The organism is Pseudomonas sp. MHK4 (assembly GCF_054600775.1).
In genome coordinates this window covers 1-555 of the sequence record NZ_BAAIAK010000056.1, presented here as the reverse complement: position 1 = coordinate 555, position 555 = coordinate 1, and the positions used below count along the sequence as shown (strand labels likewise).

Genomic DNA, 555 nt, shown 5'->3' with positions numbered 1-555 from the left:
GCGACGTGCGCCAGTCGCCGCTGATCGCGCTGATGAACACCCTGGCCTACCAGGGACAGGCCGGCACACGGACCCAGGCGTTGGCCGACTCGCTGATCAGTTCGGCGCAAAAGCTGATCGCCCAGGCTCCAGGGCCGCTGATCGAGCAGCCACTGCAGGGACCCAAAAGTCCCCTGGACGCCACCTTCGGCCCGCTGCTGGCCGTGCTCGGCAAAACCGCCGAAGGCCAGGACGAGCGCGAGCGCCTGAGCCTGCAAGCCTTCCTCAACCAGGTCACGCGCACCCGCCTGACCCTGCAGCAGGTGAACCATGCCGCCGACCCGCAGGACATGACCCAGACCCTGGCGCAGACCGTGTTCCAGGGCAAAAGCATCGACCTCACCGACACCCGCGCCTATGGCAGCCAGCTCGCCGCCAGCCTCGGCGCGGAGTGGGGCGGTATCGGCCAGACCCTGTTCGTGCAGCCGCTGGAGCAAGCCTGGCAGCGCGTCCTGCAACCCTCGGCCAGCAGCCTCAACCGCCAGTGGCAACGGGCGATCGTCAGCGAATGGGACG

1 pseudogene is annotated in these 555 nt (G+C 68.6%); it reads left to right on the top strand.

Going from position 1 to position 555, the window contains the following annotated elements:
* Nucleotides 1–555 (top strand): annotated as a pseudogene (locus ACYP2Q_RS31490) (ImcF-related family protein); the annotation flags it as partial.